Source organism: Streptomyces sp. NPDC042259, assembly GCF_055582085.1.
Map to the genome: position 1 here is coordinate 237,135 of NZ_JBVJDW010000010.1, position 20,741 is coordinate 257,875.

Here is a 20,741-nt window from a genome sequence, read left to right on the forward strand (position 1 = left end):
CCGCGTCGCGGGGCGTGGTCACCCGCTCACTCAAGGGGACCAGGCCAAAGCCGCCCCAGACGCCTCCGTGGACGCCCGGGACTCAGGCATTTGCCTGAGTCCCGGGGTGCCTCCGCCTTCAATGCGGCTTCCGGCGCGGCGGTACCCGGCCCGGGAAGCGGGCATGTGCGGAGTGAGGGCGGGATATCCAACGTCATGTGACTGAGCGTCAGCCAGTCGTATACGGACGGAGACCGCTGTGGACGATTCCAGTCTCAAGGCACTGCTCGAGCACCTTCCCGTGTTCTGGTGGGAAGCCGACGAGACGTGGCAGGTGCTGGCCCAGGGAGGCGGCGCCTTCACCGACACGGGCACGGCGCGGCGCTTCCTCGACCGGCTGCGCCACGAACTCCCCGCCCCGGGGCACTCGCCGCAGGAGAGCCGCCGACGGATCCGGTTCGACGGCCGCACCTTCGACGTCAGCCGGCTCCCGGGCGAGAGCCGGGTCCACGGCCGTACGCGCGGCCTCGCGGTGGAGGCCGGCACCCGCGCCGAGGTCCCGCGCGGGCACGCGGCCTTCGCGGACCTGGTGGACCTCGCTCCGGCCGCCGCCTTCATACGCGACAAGGACGGGCGCTACCTGTGGGCCAACCACGCCTACGGGCACCTCTACGGCACGGTCCCGGAACAGGTCGTCGGCAAGTACATAGAGGACCTCGACGAGCCCGCCGAGGCCGACCAGTTCCGCACGCTCGACCAGGAGATCCTCAGCCGGGGCACGCCGGTACGGCACACCCTCGGCTACCGGCGCCAGGACGGCAGCGCGGGCCGGGCGGTGGGCCACCGCTTCCCCGTACGGGAGAACGCGCAGACCTGCGTCGCCGGAATCTACGTGGACGTCACGGACCACCTGCGCGCCACGGTCCAGTGGCAGGAGGCCGAGGAGAACCTGGAGGCCCTGCGCGACCACAGCGGCCTGCCCTGCGCGCTGCTCTCGGCGAACGGGCGCGTGGTCGAGGCGAGCGCGGCGGCGGCCGAACTGTTCCGGCTCAGCCCGCACGACCTGGTCGGCCGCCGCGCGCACACCCTGCTCGCCCCGGAACCCGACCTCGACCAACTGCACCGGCGCTGGAACGGCCTGATAGCACGCCGCACCCGAAGGGTCGAGACCTCCGCGGTGCTCGTGGACGCCCAGGGGCTGCAACGCCGCGCGCGGCTCCACCTGACGACGATCGGCCACCCCGCCACCCGGGCCCGGCACGTCTGGGCCGTCGTCACCCACCAGAGCCTCGCCCACGAGGCGCATGCGCCGCTCACCGCCGCGCAGGTCCGCATCCTCTCCCTCCTGGCGGAGGGCAGCAGCAACGGCGACATCGCCACTTCGCTGCAGCTGTCCCGGCAGACGGTCGACTACCACCTCAGCCGCCTGCGGCATCTCCTGGGGGCGGCGACCCGCCCGGCCCTCGTCGCGCGCGCCTACGTCCTCGGAATCCTGGCCCCGTGCGCCTGGCCTCCGCGCTCCGCGACGGCGGCCCATCCACTCAGCGCCGTCTGAGGGGGTAGCCCGGCTGGGTGAGCGGCCAAGGGTGGGTGCTTCGTACGGTGGTCCGGCCGGCCAAGGGCGGCGCCGACGGCGACCTGTGATGTCGCGCTGGGGGGGCGGCGGTCGGGGACCGGTGCCAATGGCGGGGACGCGGGGCGGGCGGTCCGCCTTGTCCCACGTGTCGCCTTCCCTGGCTGAAGCCCCAGCAGGCAGATGTGCAGGCGGCCGCTTGTATGGGTATGTCCGTCAGAACGGGGTGGCGGCCATGCCGGTGCAGTGTCCCCGTCGCGGCCGTTGAACCACCCGCGTCGGACTGTCTTCGCGGCTCCCTGATGACAGACGCGAACATGTATGCGGTGATCCCCCGGACGGGTTGAGCAGATCCTTGCGACCCGTCTGCGGGGTCTACATTACGCAGCATGATCGGTACTTCTGCTGCCAGCGCTTTGCTTCCCCCCTTCGTCCAGGAGCGGGTGGAGGCTTTCCACGCGAACGGGATCCGGGGGCGGTGGGGTGGCCGTCACATCCTGCGCGGCCGACGCCTGCCGGGTCCGGGCTCCACCGTGGTCGACAGCAACGACTACCTGCGCCTGGCCGGCGACAAGCGCGTGGTGGACGCCGTGACCGAGTCGCTTCACGCGATGCGGGGGGCGCGGCTGGCCTCAGCGGTGCTGCTGTACGAGGAGCACCCGCAGACCGTGCTGGAGCGGGAGCTGGCCCGCTACCTCGGTTCGGGGGCGGGCGTCTTCTGCCAGTCGGGATACGACGCCAACGTGGGGCTGCTGCAAACCCTGGCCGGGCCTGAGGTACCGGTGTACGTGGACATGCTGGCTCACATGTCGCTGTGGGCGGGGGCGAAGGCAGCCGGCGCACCGGTGCGGCCCTTCCGGCACAACGACATCGCGCACCTGCTGCGCCGCATCGAGGAGCACGGCCCAGGAGTGATCGCGGTCGACTCGATGTACAGCGTGTGCGGCAGCCTCGCGCCGCTGGGCGCGTTGTGCGAGGTGGCCGAGCAGACGGGCTGCGTCCTTGTCGTCGACGAGGCGCACTCGCTGGGCACCCACGGCCCGCAGGGAGCGGGCATGGTCGCGGAGGCCGGACTGGCCGAACGGGTGCATTTCCGCACGATGAGCCTGTCGAAGGCGTTCGCGAAACGGGCCGGTTACATCACCTGTCCCGACGAAGACTTCGTCGAGTACTTCAAGATGACCTCCTACCCGGCCGTCTTCGCCTCCACCCTCGTGCCTTCCGACCTCGTACAGATCACCGCCACCCTCGACGTCGTCCGCGACGACGAATGGCGCCGCACCCGCCTGCACAAGGTCGCCGCCACCCTACGAGAAGCGCTCACCGGCCTCGGGTACGACCTTCGGGGTTCGGGCGCCCACATCGTCTCCCTGCCCACCGGCCCGGACGAAACCGTCATCCAGGTACGCGACATCATGGAAGACCACGACGTGTTCGGATCCGTCTTCTGTCCCCCCGCGACCCCCCACAACCGCACCGCGCTGCGGCTCTCCCTGCACTGCGACCTCACCGACCAGGATGTGGAACGCATCGTCCACGCTTGCGAGATCGTCCGGCCCTTGTGCACCCCTCCCCGCTCACCCGCCTCCTGAGACCTCAGGCCCGCTGCGTCTGGGGCAGCCAGTGGCTCGCCGACCGCACGGCGGGCGACAAGCACCATGTCTCCCGTGATCTACAGCATGACGAAGCACTGCCCCACACCTGCGCAGCCCCGACACGCCGTTGATCACGACGCACAACAACGGCGTGTGTCTCATCGCCCGCGGCTATGGAGGGCAGCTCTACGCCGTGCGGCGGGAGGCAGATGACTCTTGGTCACGACTGTCCACTTCACGGACACCGACGCGGAGATCCCGCTCTGTCCGGAGGTGAGCACCGAGCCCGAGGAGGACCGTTGAACAGCCGTGCCGTCCCCGCCCGTTCCGAGGCGGGCGTGGTGACGATCCCGCCGGAGTTCTTCGCCTGCTCGCCGTTCGCCGGGGTGGACATCGCCGAGAAGATCGGACTGGCCATGATCCCGGGGAGCCACCGCCCCTGGCTCGATGAGGACGTGTGGGACATGACCGGCAGGCCAACCGCCTACGACGTGGCAGCCAAGGCAGTCGGCCCACCAGCTTCGACAAGTCACGCTATGCCGGAAAGAACGACTTCGAGCGAACGGTCGACCAGCTCAAGGGCTTCCGCGCCGTAGCGACCCGCTTCGACAAGCGGGCTTACATTTTTTACGGCACCGTAAGCGTGGCCGCCGTCCGGCTCCGCTTGTGACTCGCCGGACAGCCCTTAGCGCGGCGACTGAGCCGCCCGCGTCGGCGGTCGGCGGCCCAGTCCGGTTCTCGCGCTCGGGTCGGGTGGTTGTTACCCGATGCACCCAGGGACGGGAGAGGGGCTGCCGGTGCAGTTCGTGGGGGTGTTGGCGGTCACCGAGGAGGTGTTGAGCGTCGCGGTGCCGGCGACGTAGTAGATGCCACCGGGGTTGATGGCGGCGGCGTTGCCGCTGACCACGCTGCTGGTGAGGGTGAGGGTTCCGTTGACGCTGGCGATGCCGGCGGCCTGGTGGGCGGTGTTGTTCTTGACGTTGCTGCTGGTGAACGTCGCGGCTGCCGCGCCGCCGGTGCTGTAGATGGCGCCGCCGGTGCCGTCGGCGGCGTTGTTGGACAGCTCGCTGCCGGTGAGGGTGACGGAGCCGAAGTTGAGGATGCCGCCGCCGTTGGTGGCCGCGTGACCGCCGCTGAGGGTGACCGCCTTGAGAGTGATGCTGCCTGTGGTGCCGACCTGGGCGATGCGGAAGTTGGTCGCCCCGGTGCGGTTGATGGTGTTGGCGTTGCCCTCGAAGGTGATGGGCGTGGTGATGATCGGCAGTCCGGAGGGGCCGTTCACGCCGTCGTCACCGTGGGCGGAGGTGAGGGTGTACGTACAGCCGGGGGTGAGGGTCACCGTTCCGCCGCCGGCGGCGTTGGCCGCGCTCACGGCGGTGATCAGCGATGCCTCGTCGCACGCGACGGCCATGATCCGGGCCTGGGCGGTCGCGGGCAGCAGAGTGGTCGTGCCGGCGGCCAGAACGGCGGCCCCGGCAAGGGCGAAAAGGGCACGACGAAATCTCATGGAACCCCCTGGAAGTAGCTCGGCTGCCTCGCCGAAGCGGATACCGCGCCCGTGCGCGGCAAGTTCAGAAGTACCCGCCCGTCCGTAGGGAAATACGCCGGACAGCTTTTCTCTCCATACGGAAATCCGTGGCAGGGGTCAGTCGTTGGGAGGAACTCCGGCGTCACGCTTTCGTATTGCGGATCGACGGTGCGACGTGAGTGCGGACGCCCCTGGGGACCCCACACCCTTCCCCGTTCACGGCCGGCACCAACGGTCTCAACGGCGCCGACAGCACGCCCACCCACCCGACGGGGTGGCCCGGCATCAACGGCTGCAACGGCGCCCCCGGCTGCGCGGATGGTACCGGCGGCGTCGGCAACGGCGCACACGGCACCACCGGCACCGGCAGCGGCTCCTGCTGAAACAACCACCCCCAGCCCCAGCCGAGTACAGCGGCATGTCCCTCGTACGGGTGGGCCCGCAGCCGCTCCGCCATGACGCTGAAGTGCCTTGAGCACAATAGGAGTTATCAACCTCAAGAAGCGTTCATGGGTCTGCCCATCGTTGGCGGAATGGTCGACACCGTGATCGGCATCGCAAGTGGCGCAGTGGCCGGCATTGCGCCGCGGGCTCTGGCCCTCTTGCGTGGTCTGGGCATGCCGGTGTGAGTGGCTTGGGCATGCCGTGACGGCTTGACGTCATTCAGCGAGGGCCTACTCCGAATCCGGAGTAGGCTGGCGGACTCAGGCGGTAGCCCCGGCTGCGTGAGTAGCCAGGGGTGAATGTTTGGCACCGTGTTCCGCTCGGCGTCAGTTCCCCTGTGCGGTGAAGGCCGTGTAGGTGGCTTCGTCGAAGAGGATGAAGCGGACCTCTTCGACGGTTGTGTCCGTGGTGCGGACCGTGTCCACGGCGATGCGGGCCGCGTCGGCCAGTGGCCAGCGGTAGCTGCCGGTGGAGATCGCCGGGAAGGCCACCGTGCGGGCTCCCAGTTCGTCCGCGATCCGTAGTGATTCGCGGTGGCAGGAGGCCAGCAGCTCCGAGCGGTCCTCCTCCCCGGAGAACACCGGGCCCACGATGTGGCGCATTCACCCAACCCTGAGCCCCTGCCCATCGGGCCATTGCGTAGACACGCTCCCGCTCTGGCGGGAGCTTTCGTTGCCGTCAGGGCCGGGATCGGAGACGAGCTGAGCCATGTCCGGCTGTCTATCCGGCCGGAATCCGCGGCGGAGAGACGGGGATGGTCGGGAGGCGGACGGGCGCGGCGCCAGGTTGGCGCGGCGGGTGTTCTGTTGGTGTGGCGTGCTGCTGTACGCGGGAGTCGATCCACGTGCAGAGCTCGTCGAGGGCGGTCTCGGTCCGCTCCTTGTCCCCGGTGATGAGGTAGTCCCCTTGCAGGCCGGAGAAGGTGCTGTTGGCGTCCGTAGCCGGTCCCCGGCACGGCTGGTGAGCCCCACTGCGCCGAGCGCACCCGCGACGGCGCTTGCGACGTGATTGCCCGGCATCTCGCGCAGTCACGCGGCGTAGGAGAGGAACTCGTACCGTTAACGAGCGGAAGACGCCGAATTCCTGCGGCAGATACCCCATGCGCCGCCGGATCTCCAGCCGCTGCGCGGGCTGGCGAGGATCGCGTCCAAGGAGGACGAGGGAGCCCTCGCTCGCGAGCACACGCAGCGTTCGGTCACTGCTCGCTCCTCCGCTGCTCGTCCCTGCCGTCTCTGCCTCCAGGACCGCAAACACCGGGACCCGGCCCGGAGCCGACCGGCTGCGGCCTCCCGTCGGCCCGCAGCCGGTAGGGGCCGAGCTCCCAGTGCCAGTCGTTGCGCAGGACCAGCGCCGCGAGATCGAGGGAAGTGAAGGGAATGCCGCGCGTGATGTCCCGTACGTCCGGCCAGGTCAGCTCCCTGGAGGCCAGAGCCGCGGCGTCTGCGAGAACTCCTGCCCTATGGCCTGCTGAGTGGACGGTTCATGGCCCTCGAACCCCAGCCGCCGGCACAGCACGGAGTGGGCTCGTGTGTCACGCAGCTCGTCGACGGCCGCGGCCACCAGGTCCCGCAGCACGGTCGCCGTGCCGGCACTGTCACCGGCAACTGCTTCCCAGGACAGGTCAGTGGTCGCATAGCCCAGGCAGACGGTGTCCAGTAGCCAGACCTCCAGCAGGAGTCGGCCGTCGGCCTGCCACAGCCGCTCAGCAACCGGGCGCAGCGCCTCGACCGGGAAGGCGCTCAGGGCCCCTGAGCGCCTTCCCGGCCAGGAGCTCGGCACGGCGCTCGGGCGACAGGCGGTGTCCGGTGACCTCCTGCCAGACGCCGGCTATCACACTCGGCTCGCAGGCTGAGGGCCGCTCGCGCTTCCCCCGCAGGCCCGCTGTCTCCCGCTTCTTCCTGGTGTCCGCCCGCAGCTGACGGTTCTTCGCGAGCCGCGCCTGCCAGTCGTACGCCCCCGAAACGAGCCGTTCGGTCAGCCACGCGACGGCCGCCTCGTCATCGCCTGCCTCGTCCGGTGGAACCAGCTGCGTGGCCGCCCAGCGCATGGCGGTGATGCTGCGCCGGTGCCGGTCCGCCAGCTCTTCGAGGCTCAGCTCTCCGGCGACACCGTCGGCGAGCCGTCCGTATTCCTCGGGACTCCAGATGCGCCCCCTGCGCTCCGGCACCGGTATGTCGTCCACGTCACCGTCAACCTGCAAGTCCCCCACTCCGCATGCCTGTTGCCGACCACGAGGCGGTGTCCTGCGTACGGGAGTATGACCGATGCGTGTTCGCGGAAGCGGGGAGGTGACTGCACCATCGCGCGGCGAGGCCGTCCACGCGGTCGGCGCACGGCCTGCTTGCAGGCGACGCATTGCTGTTGTGCGGACGGTCCGGTGCCCGTCCGCGCAGCGGTGCCGTTACATCAGGGCCGAACGTCCGGGACGGTACGCAGTGTGGAGGCGGTCATGCCCCCTGCCCGTAGTCCGGGCAGGGCCCAGCACGGTTCAGTGAGGGCTGGCCGGGCGCCTCATAGCGATTCCTTCCGCCTTTGCTCGCCCTCGCCGGGTAATGAACGTGTCATGACTTGCAAACCTTTGGTAAACGGTGCCTCAAGTCGGTCAATGCGCTTTGCGGGAAGCCAGCAAAAGATGTTGATCTCGATGTGCACGCATCTGGCAGAGGCTCACGTGTCCTCTTCCGATGGACTTGAACAGAGAAATGGATTGCTTAATGCGTATGACGGCACGTCATCGGACTGGCTTAGCGGCGGCGCTTGCGGCGGGTGCCGCGCTCATCGCGGCTGCACCGGCCACCGCTGCGGACTCCTCAGGGCAGACGCTGGATAAGGTCCTGGCCGAGTCGGGCAAGACCACCACCTTTGCCCGTGACACCGCTTGGTCTTTCACCAAGCTCAAGGGGGACCACCACCTTGCCGCTGACAAGGAAGGCGGCGTGGCCATCGAGGACGGCAAGGGCGAGAAGCTCCTCACCATGACGCCGAAGCCCATCAAGGACATGGATGGTCATCTGCACAAGGTGACTTGGACGGTCAAGGGCAACACCCTTTACCAGCACGTCGATACCCCGCAGGCCACGCTCAAGGGTGTTGTAGCCCCCACTGTGACGACGTACGGGTTCTGGGACTGGGCCAAGTGCCTAGGCAAGAAGAGCCTGGACACGGCCGAACTCGGCGGCGTTGCAGGCTGTGTTACAGGCATTGAGACCGGCTGCGTGGGCGGCGCCGCCGTGGGTGGCTTCGGAGGCGCCGTGGCCGGCGCGGTGCAGGGCGCTCACAAATGCTGACCGACTCGTCGGGAGATAGGCTGTGGGGGTGTCCCTAGGTGGTGCTGCAATGAATCGGGACGAACTGCGTCCGCCGAATGACGGGGTGTTCTTCTCAGGCACGATCGCCGTGGCCATCTGCGTCGGGACGGCCATCATGACTTCCACGTCCGGGTGGCTGTCGAACGTGGCAGGGATCGTCGGCGCTGCCGCCGTCGCCCTCGTGGGCCGGCTGTGGTACCGGCAGGCCGACCTGAGGTACCGAAAGGCACGCTTCCTCGCGGAAGAGCAGGGCGACACCGGTAACGGGACGTCGTAGAACGCCCGCAGGAATTGCGGCCGCTTAGCAGTCCGGTGGTGCCCGCTGGCGCGCAGTGGGCACCCCGCCTCCCTCTTCACCAGAACGTCGGCACTTCGATTCGTGAGTGGTGAAATGCGCGAAGGGTCATCCCCAATGAGGATGCCCCTTCGACGGCGTGCTATTCCCGCTGAATTACTGCGTGGGGTCGGTCCAGGTACCTATGACGAAACTTTCGGGGCGCAGGACCTCGAGAGCTACGCGCTCATCAGCTCGGAACGAGATCAAGCCCTTCTCGAAGTTGTCTGCGTTCTCGGAGGAGACGGTGACGGAGACGTTCTCCCAATCGTGGAGTTGGGCGCCGAGGCCGAAAGCGCCGATGAGGAAGTTGTTGTCGGCCATCGCAGTCGTTTCGACGACGTCCAGGCGACCAGACGCGCTTGGTCGGGCTCAGGACGATGCCGGTCGGGTCGTATTCAGCGAGCAGCGCGCGGGTGATCGCGCGGCCTCGCGTTTCCGGAGCCGGAACGCGCCAGTATCGCCAGCTCGTTGACAGGCAGTGGTGGCGGGTGTTGCCTGAGCGCCACGGCGTAGGGCTACGACGCTCCGGCATCCTCCGGGCGGCCCCCCCCGTCCAGCTTCGTCCGGACCCCGCGGAACTCAGGGAATCCTCCCTGGCTTCATCTGGAGGCCCGGCCGTGATCATTTTGATCGCCCTTCTCCTGCTGGCTCTGTTCGGGTTCGGCTTCGTCATGCCCCTGCTGTGGATCGCTGCGGCCGTCGTGCTGATCGTCTGGATCCTGAGATTCGCCCACCATCGTCGTGGCCGCCAGGGCGGCGGACGCCGGTACGCCGGGAACCACCGGTAATCTACACCTGGCCCGGGCCCCCTTGCGGTACGCCCCGGGTGTGTCCACTTGGGTGGGCGCCACCCGACAGGCACCGGTGAGGGCACGAGCCCTCAGGGATGGACAGGAACGAAGCGGAGCGGCCTACGGGCCGAGCCAGTGAGGACAGCGATGTCCGCAGTCGTGATCACCGCCTCGATCGCCGGAGCCACCTGTTCTATGACGTGAGCGGCAGAAACGTGGGCCCCGGGCGGCAACCCGCGTTCAGTGCCGGCTTGCCTGGTGCGCGCCCGGTTTCGGACCTGTGGGCAGGGGCAGCCGTAGTGCACAGGGCTCACTCGGCTACGAGCGGAGGACCCAATGTCCCTCATCGTCATCATCATTGCCGTCGTGCTGGTGCTGCTCGTTTGCGCGGTAGCAACGTGGATGGTCACGGCGCGCCGCCGGAAGCTGCGGGAGCGATTCGGCCCGGAGTACGAGCGGACCGTGGAAGGCAAGGACAGCCGCCGGGCGGCTGAGCGTGAGCTGCGCGAGCGCCAGGAACGTCATGACGCGCTGGACATCAAGCCGCTCCCGGCACCGGTCCGGGACCGTTACGCCCAGGACTGGACCCGGGTGCAGGAGCAGTTCGTCGACCGGCCCGACGACGCGGTACACGAGGCGGACCGGCTCGTGACCACCCTCATGAGCGAGCGCGGGTATCCGACCGAAGGGTACGAACAGCAGCTGAAGGACCTGTCGGTGGAACACGGGCGCACCCTGGAGCACTACCGCGCCGCCCACGAAATCAACGACCGCAGCACCAGCCATCAGGCGACCACGGAGGAGCTGAGGGGCGCGATGGTGCACTACCGCGCGCTGTTCGAGGAGCTTCTCCACAACGGCGACCGGCCGCGCGAGAGCCAGGCGTGAGCCCGCCACCGGCGACTTGGGTGCGACGAGCGGGCCCCGTCGGAGCCCGGCCGGGACCTATGACGGACGGAAGTGAAAAGATGCGCAACCAACAGACACCCCAGCCGGACGAGGGCGCTCTGTCCACGGACGACCTGGCCGCTACCCGGCAGGGCACCGGATACGAGGCGCCGGGCTCGCCAGGCACCCCACCAGAGTTCCCCGGGGAGGCCACCACCATCGGCCGGCAGGCCCGGGAGGAAGAGGTAGGCCGGACATCCGCCGGCGAACGCCGGGGAGCGGAACTGGCCGAGGAGAACGAGCCCCTGCTCGGCGACGAACAGAAAGAATTTCGCGCTCGGTGGCAGAAGATCCAGAGCAACTTCGTCGACGACCCCCAGGACGCCGTCAACGCGGCCGACCAGCTCGTCGCCGAGACGATGCAGGCACTGGCCACCACCTTCTCCGACCACAAGCAAGGCCTCGAAGGCCAATGGCATCGCGGTGAGGAGGTGGCGACCGAAGACCTGCGCGTCGCGCTCCAGCGATACCGCTCGTTCTTCAACCGCTTGCTCAGCACCTGACCAGCCCGGCAGGCCCGTTACTGCCGCCGCCCGTACGGGGGCTACGCCTCCGGGCCTGCACACCGACAAGGCCACCGCCATGCCACGTGCCGATGAACAGCACCCGCGGGTGCTGTTCATCGGCACGTGAGCCGGTCGGCGGGGCTCAGTGTGCGCTGCGGAAGCGGCGGAGGCGGAGGCTGTTGCCGACGACGAAGACGGAAGAGAAGGCCATCGCGGCTCCGGCGATCAGCGGGTTGAGCAGTCCGGCGGCGGCGAGGGGGAGGGCGGCGACGTTGTAGCCGAAGGCCCAGAAGAGGTTGGACTTGATGGTGCCGAGCGTCTTGCGGGCCAGGCGGATGGCGTCGACCGCCGCGAGGAGGTCGCCGCGCACCAGGGTCAGGTCGCCGGTCTCGATGGCGGCGTCGGTGCCGGTGCCCATGGCGAGGCCGAGGTCTGCCTGGGCCAGCGCCGCGGCGTCGTTGACGCCGTCGCCGACCATCGCGACGGAACGGCCTTCTGCCTGGAGGCGCTTGACGACGTTGACCTTGTCCTCGGGCATGACTTCGGCGATCACGTCGGACGGGGCGATCCCGACCTCGGCGGCCACTGCCTCGGCCGCGGCCTTGTTGTCGCCGGTGAGTAGGATCGGCGTCAGACCGAGGGCGCGGAGCCGGGTGAGGGCTTCGGCACTGGTGGGCTTGACCGCGTCGGCGACCTCGAGCACCGCGCGGGCCTGACCGTCCCACGCCACAGCGATCGCCGTGCGTCCTGCGGCTTCGGCGGTGGCCTTCGCCTGCCGCAGGTCGGCGGGCAGGGGCAGCGCCCATTCGGCGAGGAGCTTCTCGCGGCCGACAAGGACGGCGTGGCCCTCGACGACGCCCTGGACGCCGAGCCCCGCGATGTTCGCGAAGCCCTCCGGTGTGGGAAGTTCACCGATCTTGGCGGCGGCGCCGACGGCGACGGCCTGGGCGATGGGGTGCTCGGAGGCGTGCTCCAGGGCGCCGGCCAGGCGCAGCACCTCGTCCTCGGTCTCGCCCTCGGCGAGGTGGACGCCGAGCAGGGTCATCTTGCCGGTTGTGACGGTACCGGTCTTGTCGAGGACGATCGTGTCGACCTTGCGGGTGGACTCCAGGACCTCCGGCCCCTTGATCAGTACGCCGAGCTGGGCGCCGCGCCCGGTGCCGACCATGAGGGCGGTCGGGGTGGCGAGGCCCAGGGCGCAGGGGCAGGCGATGATCAGGACGGAGACGGCCGCGGTGAAGGCGGCGGTCCAGCCTTCCCCGGTGGCGATCCAGAAGCCGAGGGTGGCGAGCGCCAGGACGATGACGACGGGGACGAAGACGGCGGAGATCTTGTCGGCCGGGCGCTGGGCGGCGGCCTTGCCGTTCTGGGCGTCCTCCACCAGGCGGGCCATGCGGGCGAGCTGGGTGTCGGCACCGACGCGGGTGGCGCGGACGATCAGGCGTCCCCCGGCGTTGACTGTCGCGCCGGTGACCGCGTCACTCACGGACACCTCCACGGGGACGGATTCGCCCGTCAGCATGCTCGCGTCCACCACCGAGCTGCCCTGCTCGACGATGCCATCGGTGGCGATCTTCTCGCCCGGGCGGACCACGAAGGTGTCACCGACGGCGAGTTCGGAGGCGGGGACGCGGACCTCGCGACCGTCGCGCAGCACGGTGGCGTCCTTGGCGCCCAGCTCCAGTAGTGCCTTGAGCGCTGCGCCGGCCCGGCGCTTGGAACGGGCCTCGAAGTAGCGCCCGGCCAGGATGAACGCGGTCACTCCGGCGGCGGCCTCAAGGCAGATGTTGCCGCTGCCGTCGCTCCGGGAGAGCGACAACTCGAAGGGGTGCGTCATGCCGGCCATGCCGGCGGTACCGAAGAACAGAGCCCACAGGGACCAGAGGAACGCCGCTGACGTACCGACCGAGACCAAGGTGTCCATGGTGGCGGCACCGTGGCGCATGTTGGTGAAGGCGGCCTTGTGGAATGGCCACGCGCCGTAGACGACGACCGGTGCGGCCAGTGTGAGGGAGAGCCACTGCCAGTTGGTGAACTGCAGCGCGGGCACCATCGCCATGGCGATCACCGGCACGGACAGGACGACCGCGGTGAACAGGCGCTGCCGCAGAGGTGCGAGGGCGTCCGGTTCGGTCTGATCCGGCTCGGTGCCGTCGGCGACGCGGGCCGGGGCGGGGGGGGGGGGGAAAAGAGCAGCGGTGTAGCCGGTCTTCTCCACCGTGGCTATCAGATCGGCCACCTCCACGTCGGCGTCGAAGACGACCTTGGCCTTCTCCGTCGCGTAGTTGACCGTGGCCTCCACGCCGTCCATGCGGTTGAGCTTCTTCTCGATGCGGGCCGCGCAGGAGGCGCAGGTCATGCCGCCGATCGCCAATTCGACTTCGGCTGATGCAGGGGCAGTGATGGTCATGATGCTCCTCGTGCGCGGAGGGGGCGGGGCGGGATCGGGCCCCGGAGGAAGGGCCGGCGGCGGCGTGAACGCTGCGCCGCCGGGCCGGGGATCAGCGGGCGGAGAGGTTCTCGGCCCGGCCGGTCAGCTCGTAGCCGGCCTCGTCGACGGCGGCGGCGATCCGGGCCTCGTCGGGCTCGTCGGTGGTCGTGATGGTGACCAGGCCCGCGGCGACGTCGACGGTCACCCCGGTCACGCCCGCTATGGCAGAGACCTCCTTGGTGACGGTGGTCTCGCAGTGGCCGCAGGTCATGCCCTGGACCTTGTAGACGGTGGTGACGCCCGCGGTCTTCTCGTCGCGCGCCGTGGTGGAGGTGGAGCAGCTGTTGTCGGGGGAGCAGCAAGACATGGGTGCCTCCGGTCGTTGATCTCTCTGTGGGTGCTCCGTGAAGCACCTTCGAAGAGATTTATACCCCCTGGGGGTATCTGCCGCAACCTTTGAGATAACCCGGCGCGAGGTGCTGGACTGCGCCGAACTGGGGTCAATTTCCCCTGGTATGGGATGTTTCGTTCGGTTTGACCAGGGGGTCCGCTTGGATACGGGGGCTGGTCGTGATGCGAGCGCCAAATACCCCTGGGGGTATCTGAACGTCGACGGCCACTGCGGCAGGGGGCGACGGAATCGGCCTCGCCGTGGCGACTGCCCGGTGCGCCGGAGGCCCGCCGCGCGGGGCGCCGCCTTGTCGGCGCCCCCCGCTCGGGATGGATCAGCTGACGCGGAGCGCCAGCGTGGCGGTGTGCAGTTTGCCGCTGGCCTGGAACTGCAGGAAGAGGCGCCAGTTGCCGGGCCAGTCGAGCTGGGCGTGGAAGGGCAGGTCGGGCCTGCCGTCGCCGTCGACCTTGGTCTCCGGCTGGAGGTGGGCGGACGCCTTCGCCCTCGTGGAAGGCGGTCAGGTGGGCGTACGCCTCCAGGTACGGCTGGAGGCCGGTGACAGGCTTGCCGTCCTTGCTGACGCTGACGGTCATGGCGTCGGGGCAGGACACGACGAGCTGTTGCCCGTAGCGGCTGTCACGCTCGTAGCTACATGTCGCTTGACGGCGGCTCCAGGCGTTCGTGTCCGCTCGGGTCAGCGGCGGATGAGGCCGAGGTCGGTTGCGGTGGCGACGGCGGCGGTACGGGAGTCGACGTCGAGCTTGGCGTAGATGCGGGCCAAGTGGGACTTGACGGTGCCTTCGGTCAGGTGGAGGCGGTCGCCGATGGCCTGGTTGGACAGCCCGTCGGCGACCAGGGCGAGAACTTCGGGTTCCCGCCGGGTCAGGACGGTGCCGGGGGTGCGTAGCCGTTCATCAGCCGGTCGGCGACGGTGGGCGCGAGTGTGGTGCGGCCGACGGCTGCGTGCGCACGGCAGCGGCCAGTTCCTCGGGCGGTGCGTCTTTGAGGAGGTAGCCGGTGGCGTCGGCCTCGATGGCGGGCAGGGTGTCGGCGTCGGAGTCGTAGGTGGTGACGATCAGCACGCGGGGGGCTCCCGGGCGGGCGGTGATCTGGGCGGTGGCCTCGGCGCCGCCCATGCCCTTGCCGAACTGCAGGTCCATCAGGACGACGTCGATGTCGCCCTCGGCGGCGCGGGCGATGGCATCCTCGGCGGTGGCGGCTTCGGCGTGGCGGACGGCAGGATCATCAACGGGATCCTGTACCGGAATCGCACCGGAGTGCCGTGGCGGGATCTACCCACGCGTTTCGGCGAGTGGAAGACCATGTGTGAACGACACAGACACTGGTCGGCGGACGGTACGTGGGACAGGCTCTTCGCGGTTGTCCTGGCTGATGCCGATGCGGAGGACCGGGTCGACTGGTCGATGGTGAGTGTGGACTCCAGCTCCTGCCGGGCCCACCAGCACGCTGCCGGGGCCCGCAAGAAGCACCCGCGGATGCCGGGAAAAGGACAACGGCCCGGCAGCACCGCTCTGATGAGGGACTCGGACGCTCCCTGGGCGGCCTGACCTGCAAAATCCACCTCGCCGGGGAAGGCGGACGGCGCCCCCTGGCGCTGCTGATCACGCCGGGGCGGTGGGGCGACGCCCCGCAGTTCGTCCCGGTCATGGAACGCATCCGGGTGGGCCGGCTTGAGGGTGGCCGCCCTCGCACCCGCCCCGACCATGTTGGCGGCGATGAGGCGTATTCGTCCCGCCGTAACCGCCGCCCTGCGCCGGCGCCAGATCAGACACACCATCCCCGAGCCGAAGAAACAGCGGGTCAACCGCCAGAGCCGCGGCAGCCGGGGCGGCCGGCCCACCGGCTTCGACAAGACAATCTACAAAAGGAGGAATGAAGTCGAGCGGACGATCAACGGCCTCAAGAACTCCAGGGCCGTGGCCACGGGATACGACAAGAGGGCCTTTGTCTTCTACGGCACCGTGACGGTCGCCGCAATCCGACTCTGGCTCCGTGCCTGAATAAGTGGTCTGTCAGTGCGGCTCAGCCAGCGTGCTCGGCGGCGCGGGCTGCGGACATCTCCCGGATGACGTCCAGGGTGTTCTGTACGACCCGCCGGGTGCTGACGCGCATGCGCTCGGCCCCCTCATCGTCGTGCTCTGCCTCGGCCGCCTGGCCATGGAACAGGACCTCGCTGGCGCAGGTCAGGGTGAGACCGCCGGTTTTATCCTCCCCGATCTCGTTGTGGATCACCCACGTGGCTCGGTCGTCCCTGCGGTGGAAACTGACACGCTCTCCTGCCTGGAAGGTGACGTCCTCGCGGATCCGTTCACCGCGCACGACGACCTCTCGTAGCAAGCCGTCCTGCCTGCGCTCCAGCACGGTGCACTCGGACATTCCGGCAACGAACGGGACGGCGTTCTCCGCCTTGCTGCGAAGACCAGCCCACACCTCCTCACGGTCAAGCACGTACTGACCAGGCTGAGAGGAATCGTTGACGGCCTGAGTGACCTCGATGTGTATCACGACGGCTCCCATGATGTGGTGGTGTGATTCGACGCCAAGCCTCATACCTCAAGCACCCTTGAGGTCAAGAAGTACTCGCGCTCAGGCCCTCACACCCTTCAGGAGTGGCTTGCTGATGGTTCACAACATCAGCCCCGAGCAGTTAGTCCCGGCATCGCACATGATCCGCCGGACACGCCTTAGGCCGCCCTGCGGTTGATCTGCGCGGCCCGCCCCGTCGGTAGCAGGTGGTAACGCGCGGATATCTCGTCACGTTCGGCTACGAGACCCCACCGGCACAGAGGCCGGATCGCCGCGACCGGCTCCGCGCGACCCATTCAGGCACTTGCACTTCATCGAGTCGGGCTGAGGCGGCCTCTGCCTCGCGACTCTCGGGCAGCCCGAAGTCTCTGGGACGAGACGCTCTTTCCGGAGCGGCATCTCGGGTGTCTCTGACGTGTGCCACGCTGGGTGAGGAAGCGGCGAGGCGTTCACCCACCGCCCCCTCACTGGAGTGCCGGCCCCTGCTACCCGGCCACCCCGGCCGGTGCGCGCGGAGCCCGGATCAGGGCGGAGAGCGGTTCGCGCTTCTTCACGTTCGCCGGGGCCGGCGTCCGGACTGTGGCCGACGGGCGCGGTGCGATCACGCAGTTGGACTTGCCGGATTCCGCTTCACCGTTGACTGCGGTGACGCAGAATTCGTAGTTCCAGACGCCGGGGAAGAGGTAGGCGATGCCCCGGCTGGTTTCGTTGACGATGTACTCGTCGGCCTTGGACGCGCTGCCGTCGTTGACATTACGGACCCAGACGCGGTAACCGGCGGCCTGGTCGGACCCGTCCCATGACAACTGAACGGTAGTGGCGTCGGTGGAGGTGACCTTCAGACCGGTGGGCGCCGGAGGTGTACCGGCCCCGATGGTGACGGACCGGGCGACGCCCGGCATACCGCCACCGGCGGCGTTCCAGGTGACCACCGCGACGAGGTAACGGTGGCCCGACCGCAGCCCGTCGATGCGCGCCGACCTGCCTCTGACGGCGGTGCTGTTGATGAACGCGCCGGGGGTGTCCCTGGCCCAGGTGATGATCTCGTACCGGTCGATCGTGTCGGTGTACGGGCCGGTCGGCGCGTCCCAGGACACGTCGACGCCGGTGGCGGTGGCCCGGGTGACGATTCCCTTGGGGGCCGCGGCGGTTTTCGGGTGTGCGACGTCAGTGAACGTTTCGGACCACCCGGACTGTCCGTCCTCACCGTTGTCGGTACGGACCTGGTATTCCCACTCCCAGCCGTCGAGGGTCCAGGTGGTGTCGAAGCGGGCCGCTTTGACCGGTGTCTCGGTCCAGGTGCCGGTGCCCTTGATCCGGTGCCGGACGGTGTATCCGCGGGCGCCGAAGACCGGCTTCCAGTTCAGCGTGATTCCGCTCGGGCCGGAGTCGATCCAAATCGTGCCCGGCGCGAGCGTCGGCCGCTCCGGGAACTGCGTGGGAATGTTGATCATCTGGCTGCCGAGACCGTAGCTGTTGTGCAAGGTGCGCACGAATGCCTGAGCGATCTGATACTCGCCTATGGTGTTGGGGTGCAGCCCGTCGTAGGCGACGGGGCAGCTGCCCCTGCCGCAGCTGTAGTTGCCGGCCCAGTCGACCAGGGCCACGCGGGACTTGCCTTTGTTCCACGACGGGATCGCGTTCGCGAGCATGCTGTTGTACTTCGTCGTGTTGACGGGCAGGTCGTCCCGGCCGCCGATGAACGTCCGCTGGGGAACGTTGGCCACGGCGAAGTCGAGGTCCGGTTTGACGGCACGGGCCTGGTCGACCAGCGTCCGCATACTGTCCAGCGTGCCTTCCGGGCCGCTGACGAACCAGCCCATGTCGTTGAAGCCGAGCCCGACCAGGAGCAGGTCGGGCTGGTACTTCGCCACCTGCTCGGCGATCAGCTTTTTGTCCTGCGCCGCCTGCCGGCCCCAGACCGAGAAGTGGTCGGGGTCGAAGTTCTTCGAGACTCCTGCGGCGTACGAGCCCGAGGTGACGGGAGCGTTTTGGTCCGGTGGTGGGGCATCCCCCTGCAACCGCGGCACGGGCGGGGGCTTGGGGGAGTCCTGAGGCCGGGTTCCCTGGTACGGACCGACGAAATCGACGTCGATCTTCTCCTTCTTGAACCATTCCCACAGGCGGTAACGCCAGGTCCAGTCACCTTCGTAGCCCTGGCTCATCGAATCGCCCACCACCATCACCTTCAGTGGCACCTTGGACTGTCCGACACCGCGGGAAAGGCGTTGCAGGGACACGTACAGCTTCGGTCCCATGCCCTGGAGCGTGTCGGACATGAACGTCAGGACGTTGCGCATGGCCCCGAGCTTGGCCGCGAAACCGCGCAGACTCTGCTGGGCGTTCGCGATGACGGAGGTGCCACCCGAGGCGGCCCACTCCAGCAACTTCCCGCCCATTGCGCCGCCGACGCCGCCCCACATGGCGACGGCCAGAGCCTCCGCCCACACGTCGGCATCGCCCAGCGAACGGTTGTCGAAGAAGGCGTTTATCAACTCGCCGACCAGCGACCCCAGTGCCCCGCTCACGGCCCCGCACACCGGAGCCGCCGCGGGCGCCCCCACGTTGAACGCCACCAGGCACACGGCTCCGGTGACGACGGTGACGCCCAGGGCGACACCGCCCGCTATGAACTTCTGCCACCAGTTCGCCGTGGTACCGACTTCCGCCGTGTCCACCACGAACACCAGGCTGTCTTCGATGGGGTACACCCGCCCGTCGAAGTCGGGTCCCCCGGCCGCCGGCGGCGAGATGCCCACGCTGTGCTGGCGGAACCGCTTGTCCAGGGACGCGCTCAGGGTGAGGCCCGCGCTCTTGTCGGCACGAATGGAGTCGACCCAGCTCGTCATGGTCTCTTCCAACCGCTGCCGGCCTTCAGCGGGCACATGGAAGTCGAGGGCCATGATCAGGTCATCGTCGCCCTTCGCCAGCGGCCGAAGGTTGCCGGAGTCACCGGCGCAGCCCATCCGGAGCGTGACGGGCGAGTTCTGCTCGACGGCGAAGGACGTGGCATGCGCGCCACACCCCGCCGCGGACGCCGTGGTGCGTCCTTGTCCCCAAGCGGGTTCCGCGGACCCGACCACCAGCAACGCCATCGACAGGACGAACGCGATGAGGCCAGCGCGCCGTAGTCGTCGGCGCCTGCCGGGTCTCTTCTTCACTGTGTCTGAGTTGGGCATACCGCCCCTCATTTCTCGTCAACAGGGGCCCGGGCGCTGGCGGGTACGCGGGCGCCCAGGGTGGGTGTTGTGTTGTGTCACTCCGCACCCGCCTGGGGGACGGAGATCACCAATTGGGCGATCATGACGCAGGAGCATGAGGTGCACAAGGGGCATATTGCCCTGCTGAATGTTCGAAGGGTTGACGACGAGTTGTCATCGAGAATCGAGCCGTTGTTGGCGGAGCCTGCCGCCTGCCGGGCGTCGGCGCCCCGGCCGCAAGTCGGTGCTGGAGAACCGGAAGGTGCTGTGCGGCATCCTGTCGGCCTTCTGCACGGGCGTCCAGTGGCACCTCTGCCCTTCCGCGCCCTGCTGGAGGAAGCCGACCTCGACAAGGGCACACGCAGGCTGCGTGAAGGAGGCTCCGCCACCAATAAGGCCGCGGCGGAGTGGTGTCAGAACGGCCTGACTGGCAAGTCTCCCGCTCTGCCGGCGGCTGCGCCACCACACACCGCCGCCCGGCGCCCCTACGCCTGCACGACTCGCACCGGCCGTACCACCGCGTGGCCGCAGTCGTTGACGATGCAGTCCGCGCGGCGACTTCAAGTTGCCATCGGAAAACACCGGCCTGCATGTGAGGGCCGGAATATAGCAGCTCGTCTCCGGTTAGTGAAACCGGGAATTGTCTAGACGCTTGTACTCGTCCCCATCGGTATTCCGGTGGAGGCATCTCCCTATCGCCCTTTACCTTCCGGTGGTTACCTCTCCGTGCGCTCTTCCAGATTCGCTGTCCACGCCGCTGTCCTCGGGGCACTTCCCTGCCCTTCACCTTCACCTTCACCGCCCAGGCCCACGCAGCGCCCGCTGTTGCCCCGACTTTCTCGTCCGACTACTGCCACCGGTCCGGACCGCGGGTGAGCGACACGAACACGGTCACCATCCGTTCCAGGGCCACCGGCAACTCCGCTGCTGTCGGAACCCTGTACCGGGGCCACCAGTTCACCGTGCGCAGCAGCAGCGGGGGCTGGCGCTACATCACCGACCGGGCGACGGGTGTTACGGGCTGGGTTTCCGGTGCCTACGTCTACAACGAGGTCTACGTCTGCCTGGACTAAATCCCCATCCATAGCGGCCGGGGCTGCCACAGAGGGCATTCCGCTGAGGCAGGTCAGGTCCCTTTCCTTCGTCGGAAAACTCATTGTAAG

The 20,741-nt window shown here is 68.6% G+C and carries 17 protein-coding genes and 4 pseudogenes; 11 read left to right on the forward strand and 10 right to left on the reverse strand.

Features of this window, described 5'->3' with window-relative positions; genetic code table 11:
- Positions 1 to 238: 238 nt before the first annotated feature.
- From ACZ6MA_RS25430 to ACZ6MA_RS25440, 3 genes and pseudogenes are all read left to right on the forward strand, one after another.
- Complete coding sequence (locus ACZ6MA_RS25430; RefSeq protein ID WP_469436249.1) at positions 239 to 1,534, forward strand: PAS domain S-box protein; 1,296 nt, start codon at positions 239 to 241, stop codon at positions 1,532 to 1,534.
- A gap of 407 nt (positions 1,535 to 1,941) precedes the next feature.
- Positions 1,942 to 3,144: an alpha-hydroxyketone-type quorum-sensing autoinducer synthase gene (gene cqsA, locus ACZ6MA_RS25435; protein ID WP_469436250.1), complete on the forward strand. Its 1,203-nt coding sequence runs from the start codon at positions 1,942 to 1,944 to the stop codon at positions 3,142 to 3,144.
- A gap of 469 nt (positions 3,145 to 3,613) precedes the next feature.
- Positions 3,614 to 3,817: pseudogene (locus ACZ6MA_RS25440) on the forward strand (IS5/IS1182 family transposase); the annotation flags it as partial.
- Between the two features lie 90 nt (positions 3,818 to 3,907).
- Here ACZ6MA_RS25440 and ACZ6MA_RS25445 read toward each other — a convergent pair.
- Positions 3,908 to 4,654: a hypothetical protein gene (locus tag ACZ6MA_RS25445; RefSeq protein ID WP_469436251.1), complete on the reverse strand. Its 747-nt coding sequence runs from the start codon at positions 4,652 to 4,654 to the stop codon at positions 3,908 to 3,910.
- Between the two features lie 200 nt (positions 4,655 to 4,854).
- On the opposite strand from ACZ6MA_RS25445, the gene ACZ6MA_RS25450 reads away from it, so the two are divergent.
- Entirely contained in the window at positions 4,855 to 5,058 is a 204-nt protein-coding gene (locus ACZ6MA_RS25450; protein WP_469436252.1) for a hypothetical protein, read from the forward strand.
- Between the two features lie 387 nt (positions 5,059 to 5,445).
- Here ACZ6MA_RS25450 and ACZ6MA_RS25455 read toward each other — a convergent pair.
- The 3 genes and pseudogenes from ACZ6MA_RS25455 to ACZ6MA_RS25465 all read right to left on the reverse strand — a co-directional run.
- Positions 5,446 to 5,715, reverse strand: a pseudogene (locus ACZ6MA_RS25455) (macro domain-containing protein); the annotation flags it as partial.
- An 814-nt stretch (positions 5,716 to 6,529) separates the two neighbouring features.
- Positions 6,530 to 6,898, reverse strand: coding sequence for a hypothetical protein (locus tag ACZ6MA_RS25460; RefSeq protein ID WP_469436253.1), 369 nt, complete (start codon positions 6,896 to 6,898; stop codon positions 6,530 to 6,532).
- Entirely contained in the window at positions 6,822 to 7,301 is a 480-nt protein-coding gene (locus ACZ6MA_RS25465; protein WP_469436254.1) for a hypothetical protein, read from the reverse strand. The genes ACZ6MA_RS25460 and ACZ6MA_RS25465 overlap by 77 nt, the downstream gene beginning before the upstream one ends.
- A gap of 532 nt (positions 7,302 to 7,833) precedes the next feature.
- Here ACZ6MA_RS25465 and ACZ6MA_RS25470 point away from each other — a divergent pair.
- Positions 7,834 to 8,406, forward strand: a complete 573-nt coding sequence (locus tag ACZ6MA_RS25470; protein WP_469436255.1) for a hypothetical protein — start codon at positions 7,834 to 7,836, stop codon at positions 8,404 to 8,406.
- 136 nt (positions 8,407 to 8,542) lie between these two features.
- Positions 8,543 to 8,704, forward strand: coding sequence for a hypothetical protein (locus ACZ6MA_RS25475; RefSeq protein WP_469436256.1), 162 nt, complete (start codon positions 8,543 to 8,545; stop codon positions 8,702 to 8,704).
- A 174-nt stretch (positions 8,705 to 8,878) separates the two neighbouring features.
- On the opposite strand, the gene ACZ6MA_RS25480 is transcribed toward ACZ6MA_RS25475, so the two are convergent.
- Positions 8,879 to 9,085: a phage major capsid family protein gene (locus ACZ6MA_RS25480; RefSeq protein WP_469436257.1), complete on the reverse strand. Its 207-nt coding sequence runs from the start codon at positions 9,083 to 9,085 to the stop codon at positions 8,879 to 8,881.
- Positions 9,086 to 9,381: 296 nt separating this feature from the next.
- Here ACZ6MA_RS25480 and ACZ6MA_RS25485 point away from each other — a divergent pair, with 296 nt between their 5' ends.
- The 3 genes from ACZ6MA_RS25485 to ACZ6MA_RS25495 all read left to right on the forward strand — a co-directional run bounded on the left by ACZ6MA_RS25485 (position 9,382) and on the right by ACZ6MA_RS25495 (position 11,006).
- Positions 9,382 to 9,552 carry a hydrophobic protein gene (locus tag ACZ6MA_RS25485; RefSeq protein WP_469436258.1) on the forward strand — a complete coding sequence of 57 codons (171 nt, stop codon included), beginning with the start codon at positions 9,382 to 9,384 and terminating at the stop codon, positions 9,550 to 9,552.
- Between the two features lie 339 nt (positions 9,553 to 9,891).
- Positions 9,892 to 10,443 (forward strand): hypothetical protein, encoded by a 552-nt coding sequence (locus ACZ6MA_RS25490; protein ID WP_469436259.1) that lies wholly within the window; start codon positions 9,892 to 9,894, stop codon positions 10,441 to 10,443.
- Between the two features lie 80 nt (positions 10,444 to 10,523).
- Positions 10,524 to 11,006 (forward strand): hypothetical protein, encoded by a 483-nt coding sequence (locus ACZ6MA_RS25495; RefSeq protein ID WP_469436260.1) that lies wholly within the window; start codon positions 10,524 to 10,526, stop codon positions 11,004 to 11,006.
- A gap of 145 nt (positions 11,007 to 11,151) precedes the next feature.
- Here ACZ6MA_RS25495 and ACZ6MA_RS25500 read toward each other — a convergent pair whose 3' ends face one another.
- The 3 genes and pseudogenes from ACZ6MA_RS25500 to ACZ6MA_RS25510 form a co-directional block, all read right to left on the reverse strand.
- On the reverse strand, positions 11,152 to 13,419 hold the full coding sequence (locus ACZ6MA_RS25500) for a heavy metal translocating P-type ATPase (RefSeq protein ID WP_469436261.1): 2,268 nt from the start codon (positions 13,417 to 13,419) through the stop codon (positions 11,152 to 11,154).
- A gap of 91 nt (positions 13,420 to 13,510) precedes the next feature.
- On the reverse strand, positions 13,511 to 13,807 hold the full coding sequence (locus tag ACZ6MA_RS25505) for a heavy-metal-associated domain-containing protein (protein ID WP_469436262.1): 297 nt from the start codon (positions 13,805 to 13,807) through the stop codon (positions 13,511 to 13,513).
- 718 nt (positions 13,808 to 14,525) lie between these two features.
- Positions 14,526 to 15,099, reverse strand: a pseudogene (locus ACZ6MA_RS25510) (LuxR C-terminal-related transcriptional regulator).
- Here ACZ6MA_RS25510 and ACZ6MA_RS25515 point away from each other — a divergent pair.
- A pseudogene (locus tag ACZ6MA_RS25515) lies at positions 15,070 to 15,852 on the forward strand (IS5 family transposase); the annotation flags it as partial. The pseudogenes ACZ6MA_RS25510 and ACZ6MA_RS25515 overlap by 30 nt on opposite strands.
- Before the next feature lie 22 nt (positions 15,853 to 15,874).
- Here the strand turns inward: ACZ6MA_RS25515 and ACZ6MA_RS25520 are convergent.
- Positions 15,875 to 16,369 (reverse strand): SRPBCC family protein, encoded by a 495-nt coding sequence (locus ACZ6MA_RS25520; RefSeq protein ID WP_469436263.1) that lies wholly within the window; start codon positions 16,367 to 16,369, stop codon positions 15,875 to 15,877.
- Positions 16,370 to 16,863: 494 nt separating this feature from the next.
- Complete coding sequence (locus ACZ6MA_RS25525) at positions 16,864 to 19,557, reverse strand: fibronectin type III domain-containing protein (protein WP_469436264.1); 2,694 nt, start codon at positions 19,555 to 19,557, stop codon at positions 16,864 to 16,866.
- An 893-nt stretch (positions 19,558 to 20,450) separates the two neighbouring features.
- Here ACZ6MA_RS25525 and ACZ6MA_RS25530 point away from each other — a divergent pair.
- A complete protein-coding gene (locus ACZ6MA_RS25530) occupies positions 20,451 to 20,651 on the forward strand; it encodes an SH3 domain-containing protein (protein WP_469436265.1) in 201 nt (66 codons plus the stop codon).
- Positions 20,652 to 20,741: the final 90 nt, after the last annotated feature.

Bases quoted from the DNA above. Each gene is read 5' to 3' on its own strand.
- cqsA (WP_469436250.1), top strand. From the start codon at position 1,942: ATGATCGGTACTTCTGCTGCCAGCGCTTTGCTTCCCCCCTTCGTCCAG.
- ACZ6MA_RS25445 (WP_469436251.1), bottom strand. From the start codon at position 4,654: ATGAGATTTCGTCGTGCCCTTTTCGCCCTTGCCGGGGCCGCCGTTCTG.
- ACZ6MA_RS25470 (WP_469436255.1), top strand. From the start codon at position 7,834: ATGCGTATGACGGCACGTCATCGGACTGGCTTAGCGGCGGCGCTTGCG.
- ACZ6MA_RS25475 (WP_469436256.1), top strand. From the start codon at position 8,543: ATGACTTCCACGTCCGGGTGGCTGTCGAACGTGGCAGGGATCGTCGGC.
- ACZ6MA_RS25480 (WP_469436257.1), bottom strand. From the start codon at position 9,085: ATGGCCGACAACAACTTCCTCATCGGCGCTTTCGGCCTCGGCGCCCAA.
- ACZ6MA_RS25490 (WP_469436259.1), top strand. From the start codon at position 9,892: ATGTCCCTCATCGTCATCATCATTGCCGTCGTGCTGGTGCTGCTCGTT.
- ACZ6MA_RS25495 (WP_469436260.1), top strand. From the start codon at position 10,524: ATGCGCAACCAACAGACACCCCAGCCGGACGAGGGCGCTCTGTCCACG.
- ACZ6MA_RS25500 (WP_469436261.1), bottom strand. From the start codon at position 13,419: ATGACCATCACTGCCCCTGCATCAGCCGAAGTCGAATTGGCGATCGGC.
- ACZ6MA_RS25505 (WP_469436262.1), bottom strand. From the start codon at position 13,807: ATGTCTTGCTGCTCCCCCGACAACAGCTGCTCCACCTCCACCACGGCG.
- ACZ6MA_RS25520 (WP_469436263.1), bottom strand. From the start codon at position 16,369: ATGGGAGCCGTCGTGATACACATCGAGGTCACTCAGGCCGTCAACGAT.
- ACZ6MA_RS25525 (WP_469436264.1), bottom strand. From the start codon at position 19,557: ATGCCCAACTCAGACACAGTGAAGAAGAGACCCGGCAGGCGCCGACGA.